We start from the raw sequence: 7,333 nt of genomic DNA, 5'->3' as shown, positions 1-7,333 counted from the left end.
CCCCCCCGAGAGGACATGCTTCGATGAAGCGCATGACAAAGGCTGCGGCGATGGCCGCCGCGGCGATCCTTCCCCTGTTCGCGCTGACCGCATGCGGCAGCGGTGGCGACGCCGAGGGCTCCGGCGACGGCAACACCCTGACCGTCTGGGCCTGGGACCCCTCCTTCAACATCTATGCGATGCAGGAGGCCGAGAAGGTCTACCAGAAGGACCACCCCGACTTCGAGCTGAAGATCGTGGAGACGCCCTGGGACGACCTGCAGGCCAAGCTCACCACCATCGCCCAGTCGCAGCAGTTCGACGAGCTGCCCGACATCTTCCTCATGCAGAACAGCGCGTTCCAGAAGAACGTCATCAACTATCCCGACGTGTTCGGCGACTACGCCGACGCCGACATCGACTTCTCGGAGTTCCCCCAGAGCGTCACCGCCTACTCCACGATCGACGACGTCAACTACGGTGTGCCCTTCGACTCGGGCACCGCGGTCTCGGCCCTGCGCACCGACGTGCTGGAGCAGGCCGGATACACCATCGACGACTTCACCAGCACCACCTGGGACGACTTCATCACGAAGGGCAAGGACGTGCTGGCCAAGACCGGCAAGCCGCTGCTCTCCGGCATCGCCGGCTCGTCCGACCTGCTGTCGATCATCCTGCAGTCCGCCGGGGGGAGCCTGTTCGACAAGGACGGTCAGCCCACGATCGCCGGCAACGATGTGCTGATCGACGCCATCGAGGTGTACACCGAGCTGGTCGAGTCCGGCGTGTTCGTCGAGGTCAACTCGTGGGACGAGTACATCAGCAGCTTCGTCAACGGCTCTGTCGCCGGCACCATCAACGGCATCTGGATCGCCGGGTCGATCCAGACCGCTGAGGACCAGGCGGGGAAGTGGGCCGTCACCGACCTGCCGAAGCTCGACGGCGTGCCCGACGCCACGAACTACTCGGCCAACGGCGGTTCGTCCTGGGCGATCAGCTCCACCGGCGACGCGACGCTCGCCGCCGACTTCCTGGCATCCACCTTCGCGGGATCGACCGACTTCTACGACACGATCCTGCCGAAGGCCGGCGCGGTCGCGAACTGGATCCCCGCCGGCGAGAGCAGCGTGTACGCCGAGCCGAGCGCGTTCTTCAGCGGGCAGCCGATCTTCCAGAAGGTCGTCGAGTTCGGCGCCGAGGTGCCCAGCAGCAACACCGGCGTCTACTTCTTCGAAGGTCGTGACGCGGTCAGCGCGGCGATGACCAAGGTCATCGGCGGCACCAGCATCGAGGATGCGCTCGACGAGGCCCAGGCCAACGTCGAGTTCGCGATGAACTGACCCTCTCCGCTCGGGCGGGGCACGACGCCCCGCCCGAGCGTCCTGTTCCGAAGCAATGGAAAGCGAGTACGCATCGTGGCGACCCAGGCGATCGTGACCTCCGACGGCTCCCGCCGGCGGGGGCGGAGCACCCCTCCGCCGGACTTCACCCCGCGCGGACCGTGGCTGAACACCGCACGGCGACGCAACCTCACCGGGTGGGGGTTCCTTCTGCCGGCAGCCCTCCTGATCACGCTGCTGAGCTTCGTGCCGATGATCCAGGCATTCGTCCTCTCGTTGCAGACCGGCCGGGGATCACGGCTGAACTGGGCGGAGCCGCTGTGGTCGAACTTCGCCCGGCTGCTCGACGACGAGATCTTCAAGCTCACCATGTTCAACACGGTGTTCTACCTGGTGGTCCAGGTGCCGATCATGCTGATCCTGGCGATGGTGCTGGCCAACCTGCTGAACGACCCGAAGCTGAGGGGCAAGGCCCTCTGGCGCACGATGATCTTCCTGCCGTGCGCCGTCTCGCTGGTCTCGTACTCGCTGGTTTTCCGCACCATGTTCGCCACGGACGGACTGGTCAACGACGCCCTCATGGCGGTCGGCCTCATGCACGACCCGCTCAACTGGCTCGGCGAGCCGTGGACCGCGCGGTTCGTGATCATCATCGGCCTGCTGTGGCGGTGGACCGGCTACAACATGATCTTCTTCCTGGCGGCGCTGCAGAACGTCGACCACTCCACCCTCGAGGCCGCGCGAATCGACGGCGCCGGAGCGTTCAAGACGTTCTGGTTCGTGACCGTGCCGCAGCTGCGGCCGATGATCGTGCTCACCGCGATCATGTCGATCAACGGCACGATGCAGCTGTTCGACGAGTCCTGGGCGCTCACCAAGGGCGGGCCGTCATACAACTCGATGTCGATGTCGCACTACCTCTACGAGCTCGCATTCCTGAAGAACCCCAACGTCGGCTACGCCTCCGCGATCTCGTACGTGATCCTGATCATGGTCGCGGTGCTGGCTCTCATCCAGATGAAGGTGGGTGACAAGCGTGACTAGTCGACGCTTTCCCTGGCGACGCGTGCCCGGCTACGCGTTCCTGACCGTGTTCGCCCTGTTCTCGGTCTTCCCGCTGTATTTCATGCTGGTCTCATCGACCAACTCGACCCGAGAGGTCCTCGGATCCCGGCTGACCCCGGGCGGCCACTTCATCGACAATCTGGTGGCGCTGACCACGCAGCAGGATCTCGGCGCCGCCATGATCAGCTCGTCCCTCATCGCCATCGGCACGACGGTGCTGTCGCTGATCGTCTGCGCGATCGCGGGCTACGGCTTCGAGATCTACCACTCCCGCGGCAAGGACGTCGTGATGGCGATCCTCATGCTGGCGATGATGATCCCGTTCGCGGCCATCATGATCCCGCTGTTCCGCATCTTCGCGCAGTTCGACATGGTCAACTCGCTGTTCGCGGTGATCATCCCCTCGATCGCCACGCCACTGCTGATCCTGCTGTTCCGGCAGGCGTCGCGCTCGTTCCCGTATGAGGTCATCGAGGCCGCCCGGATCGACGGGCTGAAGGAGCTCTCCATCTTCGCGCGCATCTACGTGCCGACGATGAAGTCCACTTTCGCCGCCGCGGCCGTCATCACCTTCATGGCCTCGTGGAACAACTTCCTCTGGCCGCGTGTGATCCTGCTCGACAACGCGGTGCAGACGATGCCCATGCTCATCGCCAACCTCACGGCCGGATACGTCACCGACTACGGCGTGCTCATGCTCGCCGTGCTGCTGACATCCCTCCCGACCATCCTCATCTTCCTCATCCTGCAGCGCGCCTTCGCACAGGGCATCACCGGAGCCATCAAGTGACATTCGATCCCGTCTTCGCCATCGACCGCATCGCCGACCCGACCTTCGTCTCGGAGAACCGCCGCCCGGCGCACTCGGACCACCGCTGGTTCGCCGACCTCGACGAGGCGCGATCGGGGGTCAGCGCGTTCGAGCAGTCGCTGAACGGCTTGTGGAAGTTCTTCTGCGCCCGCAACCAGGGGCAGGTGCTGCCCGACTTCGCCGATCCGTCGCGGGATGTGTCGGGGTGGGACGACATCCGCGTGCCTTCGCACCTGCAGCTGGAGGGCTACGACCGACCGCAGTACGTCAACGTCGGCTACGCATGGGACGGCCAGGAGGACATCGAGCCGGGGCAGGTCCCCGAGCGCGACAACCCGATCGGATGCTATGTGCGCACCTTCGCGCTCGATTGCCCGCTCGCCGAGGGCGAGCGGCTCAGCGTCACCTTCCACGGCGCGGAGAGCGCGATCGCGCTGTGGGTGAACGGCCGCTACATCGGCTACAGCACCGACAGCTTCACCCCCGCCGAGTTCGATCTCACCGACGCGCTGGTCGAGGGCGAGAACCGCATCGCCGCGCAGGTGTTCAGCTACAGCGCCGGCTCGTGGCTCGAGGACCAGGACTTCTTCCGGTTCTCGGGCATCTTCCGCGACGTCACCCTGTACCGGCGCCCCGGGGTGCACGCCGAGGACATCCGCGTGACCACCGCGGTCGCCGATGACCTGGCATCCGCCCAGGTGCGGGTCCGCGTGGAGCTCGACGGGGCGGGCGGCGCCGTCTCGGCCCGCATCGAGGGCGTCGGCGAGCTCGCGCGGGATGCCGACGGAGCCTTCGTCGTGCAGGTGGAGGAGCCCCGGCTGTGGAGCCCCGAGCATCCGCACCTGTACGACCTCGTGATCGAGGTGCGCGACGCCGCCGGAGCGCTGACCGAGGTCGTCCCGCAGCGAGTCGGCATCCGCCGGTTCGGCATCGAGAACGGCGTGCTGTCGCTCAACGGCGACCGGGTCGTCTTCAACGGCATCAACCGTCACGAGTTCGGCCTGAACGGGCGGGTGCCGTCGCGAGAGCTCACCGAGTCCGACATCCGGATGCTGAAGGCGCACAACGTCAACGCCGTGCGCACCAGCCACTACCCGAACGACTCGGCGTTCTACGCGCTCGCCGACGAGTACGGCCTGATGGTCATCGACGAGATGAACCTCGAGACGCACGCCCGGTGGAGCCGCATCCGCCTGCACGGCGAATCGCTCGACACCGCCCTGCCCGGCGACCACGACGAATGGCGCCCGGCGGCGCTGGATCGTGCCCGCAGCATGCTCGAGCGCGACAAGAACCACGCCAGCGTGGTGATCTGGTCCTGCGGCAACGAGTCCTTCGGCGGCACGGTGCTGCGCGATGTGGCCGACTGGTTCCGGTCGGTCGACGATCGCCCGGTGCACTACGAGGGCGTGCACTGGGACCCGAGGTACCCCGAGACGACCGACATCGCGAGCCAGATGTACACCCCCGCCGCGGCGGTGGAGGACTATCTGCGCACCAACCGCGACAAGCCGTTCATCGTGTGCGAGTACGCGCACGCGATGGGCAACTCCTTCGGCGGGGTCGGCGAGTACATCGAGCTCGCGTATCGTGACGAGCTGTTCCAGGGCGGATTCATCTGGGACTTCGCCGATCAGGCGATCCTCATGCGCGATCGCTACGGCCGCGAGTACTTCGGCTACGGCGGCGACAACGGCGAGGCGCCGCACGATCAGGACTTCAGCGGCAACGGCATCTTCTTCGCCGACCACACCCCCTCGCCGAAGGCGCAGGAGATGAAGCGGCTGTACCAGGGCTTCGTCGTCGACGTGTCGGAGTCGTCGTTCGCGCTGACGAACCGGCTGATGTCGACCTCGTCGGCCGAATACGAGACGCGCGTCTCGATCTCCCGGGAGGGCCGCATCCTGACCGCCGGCGTCGTCGACACGGACGTCGCGCCGGGCGGGTCGGCGGTGTACCCGCTGCCGGTCGCGATTCCCGCGGCGGCGGGCGAGTACGCGATCGTCGTCTCGCTGCACCTGCGGACCGAGACGGCGTGGGCACCCGCCGGGCACGAGGTCGCCTTCGGCGAGCACGTGCTCAGGGTCGGCGAGCCGGCCGCAGGCGCGACGGCACCGGCCGCGCAGGTCGCGGCGCCCGCGCCGCGCCTGGTCGAGGGCACGCTGAGCATCGGCGTGCACGGGCCCGGCTTCCACGTGACGTTCTCGCGGATCTTCAACGGGCTGACCTCGTACCGCTTCGGCGAGACGCGCACGGGCGGCCGCGAGCTGCTCTCGGGCGCGGTCACCCCGAACTTCTGGCATGCGCCGACCGCGAACGAGCGGGGCTGGGGCGGCCCGTTCGAAGAGGGGCAGTGGCTGCTCGCCAGCCGTTACGGCCGCGCCAGCGGGTTTCACGAGCCGGCCGACATCTCGGTCGAGCAGGTCGACGGCGGGGTGCGCATCGGCTACCGCTACGAGCTGCCGACGACGCCCGTGACGCACTGCGATCTCAGTTATCTCGTCGACGGCTCGGGCCGGGTGGAGGTCACCCAGCGGATGCACGTTCCCGACGGGCTGCCGCAGATGCCCGAGTTCGCGACGATGCTGGCGATGCCCGCGGATTACGACCGGGTGCGCTGGTACGGCGACGGTCCCGAGGAGTGCTATGTGGACCGGCGGGAGGGTGCCCGGCTGGGCGTCTACGACCGTCACGTCCCCGACATGCTCACCCCGTACATCCGTCCGCAGGAGGCCGGCAACCGCACCGGCGTGCGCTGGGCGGAGATCACGGATGCCCGGGGCGCGGGTCTGCGCTTCGAGGGAGACCCGATCATGGAGTTCTCGGCGCTGAGCTGGACGCCGGCCGAGATCGAGAGCGCACTGCATCCGCACGAGCTGCCGCCGATCCACCGCACGATCGTGCGCCCGGCGCTGATGCGCCGGGGGGTGGCGGGAGACGACTCCTGGGGTTCGCGTCCGCTCGACCGGTACCTGCTGCCGACGGGAGACCTCGAGTTCCGGTTCGCGTTCCGCGGCATCCAGAACCGCTGAGCCCGGCTCAGCCGACCCGCGCCGTCCCCGATCCCGGGGGCGGCGCGGTGCTCGCCCGCACGATCAGCTCGGTGGGCACCGGGTCGGCGGTGGTGCGCTTCTGGTGCTCGATCCGGTCGATGAGCATGCCGACCGCCGCGGTGGCGACACGGTCGAAGTACTGGTGCACCGTGGTCAGCGGCGGCCGGAAGTCGGCGGAGAGCTCCATGTCGTCGAAGCCGACGACGCTGACCGAGCCGGGCACGTCGCGTCCGGCCTCGTGCAGTGCGCGCATGGCTCCCAGCGCCATCGCGTCGTTGGACGCGAAGATCGCCGTCACCGCGGGGTCGGCTGCCAGTCGCTTCCCCGCCGCGTAACCGGATGCCGGGCTCCAGTCACCCGGCATGACCGGGGGCACCACGCGGCCGTGCTCGCGGAGCGTGTCGGCCCAAGCCTGCGCGCGGTTCCTGGCGCCGTGCGAGCGCTCGGGTCCGCGGACGTGCCAGACCGTCTCGTGCCCGAGTGAAAGGAGGTGCTCGGTGGCCAGCCGGGCGCCCTGCGCCTGATCGGTGTCGATCGCGACGTAGGGATGCGAGCGGCCGGCGGTGACGACGACCGTGGGGATCTTGGCGATGCGCTTCAGGTCGGACTTGAGCAGCTCATGCTCTTCGAGCACCACGATGAGCCCGTCGACCGCCTGGTCGGCGATCCGGGTGAGCGCGCCGGTCAGGCCCGCCTGCGCGATGGTCCACAGCGGGGTGAGCGCGAGCGAGTAGCCGGCCTTGGACGCCTCGCTGGCGAACGCCTCCAGCGTTCGGGTGTTGCCGTAGCTGGAGAGCTCGGACATGATCACGCCGAGGGTGCGGAACCTGCCGGTCTTCAGAGCGCGCGCGGCGGAGTTCGGCCGGTAGCCGAGCCGGTCCATGGCCGCGAGCACCTTGTCGCGGGTGACCGGACGCACGATGTCCATGCCGTTGGCGACGCGAGAGACGGTCTGCGCCGAGACCCCGGCCTCACGTGCGACGTCGATGATCGACGGCGCGCGCCACACGCGCGCGTCCTCCGGCTGCTCCACCACTGACCCTCCCGGCGTCCCCCTGAACGATACCAATCCGCGGTCGCGCCCC

General features: G+C 68.1%; 5 protein-coding genes. 4 read left to right on the top strand and 1 reads right to left on the bottom strand.

Going from position 1 to position 7,333, the window contains the following annotated elements; all coding sequences use genetic code 11:
- The 4 genes from J1M43_RS16100 to J1M43_RS16085 form a co-directional block, all read left to right on the top strand.
- Nucleotides 1-1,319, top strand: a 1,319-nt coding sequence (locus tag J1M43_RS16100; protein ID WP_206477467.1) for an ABC transporter substrate-binding protein, incomplete at its 5' end; no start/stop codon positions are given.
- Between the two features lie 75 nt (nt 1,320-1,394).
- Nucleotides 1,395-2,363: a carbohydrate ABC transporter permease gene (locus J1M43_RS16095; protein ID WP_290163963.1), complete on the top strand. Its 969-nt coding sequence runs from the start codon at nt 1,395-1,397 to the stop codon at nt 2,361-2,363.
- A complete protein-coding gene (locus J1M43_RS16090; RefSeq protein ID WP_288969874.1) occupies nt 2,356-3,174 on the top strand; it encodes a carbohydrate ABC transporter permease in 819 nt (272 codons plus the stop codon). The genes J1M43_RS16095 and J1M43_RS16090 overlap by 8 nt, the downstream gene beginning before the upstream one ends.
- The gene (locus tag J1M43_RS16085; protein WP_307823562.1) at nt 3,171-6,227 is read left to right on the top strand and encodes a glycoside hydrolase family 2 TIM barrel-domain containing protein; all 3,057 of its coding nucleotides are present in this window, start codon (nt 3,171-3,173) and stop codon (nt 6,225-6,227) included. The genes J1M43_RS16090 and J1M43_RS16085 overlap by 4 nt, the downstream gene beginning before the upstream one ends.
- A gap of 7 nt (nt 6,228-6,234) precedes the next feature.
- Here J1M43_RS16085 and J1M43_RS16080 read toward each other — a convergent pair whose 3' ends face one another.
- Nucleotides 6,235-7,257 (bottom strand): LacI family DNA-binding transcriptional regulator, encoded by a 1,023-nt coding sequence (locus J1M43_RS16080; RefSeq protein ID WP_258185689.1) that lies wholly within the window; start codon nt 7,255-7,257, stop codon nt 6,235-6,237.
- Nucleotides 7,258-7,333 lie beyond the last annotated feature (76 nt).

It is taken from the genome of Microbacterium sp. KRD172 (genome assembly GCF_017168295.1).
GTDB classification, from domain to species: Bacteria; Actinomycetota; Actinomycetes; order Actinomycetales; family Microbacteriaceae; genus Microbacterium; species Microbacterium profundi.
This window is presented reverse-complemented; position numbering and strand designations above follow the sequence as displayed.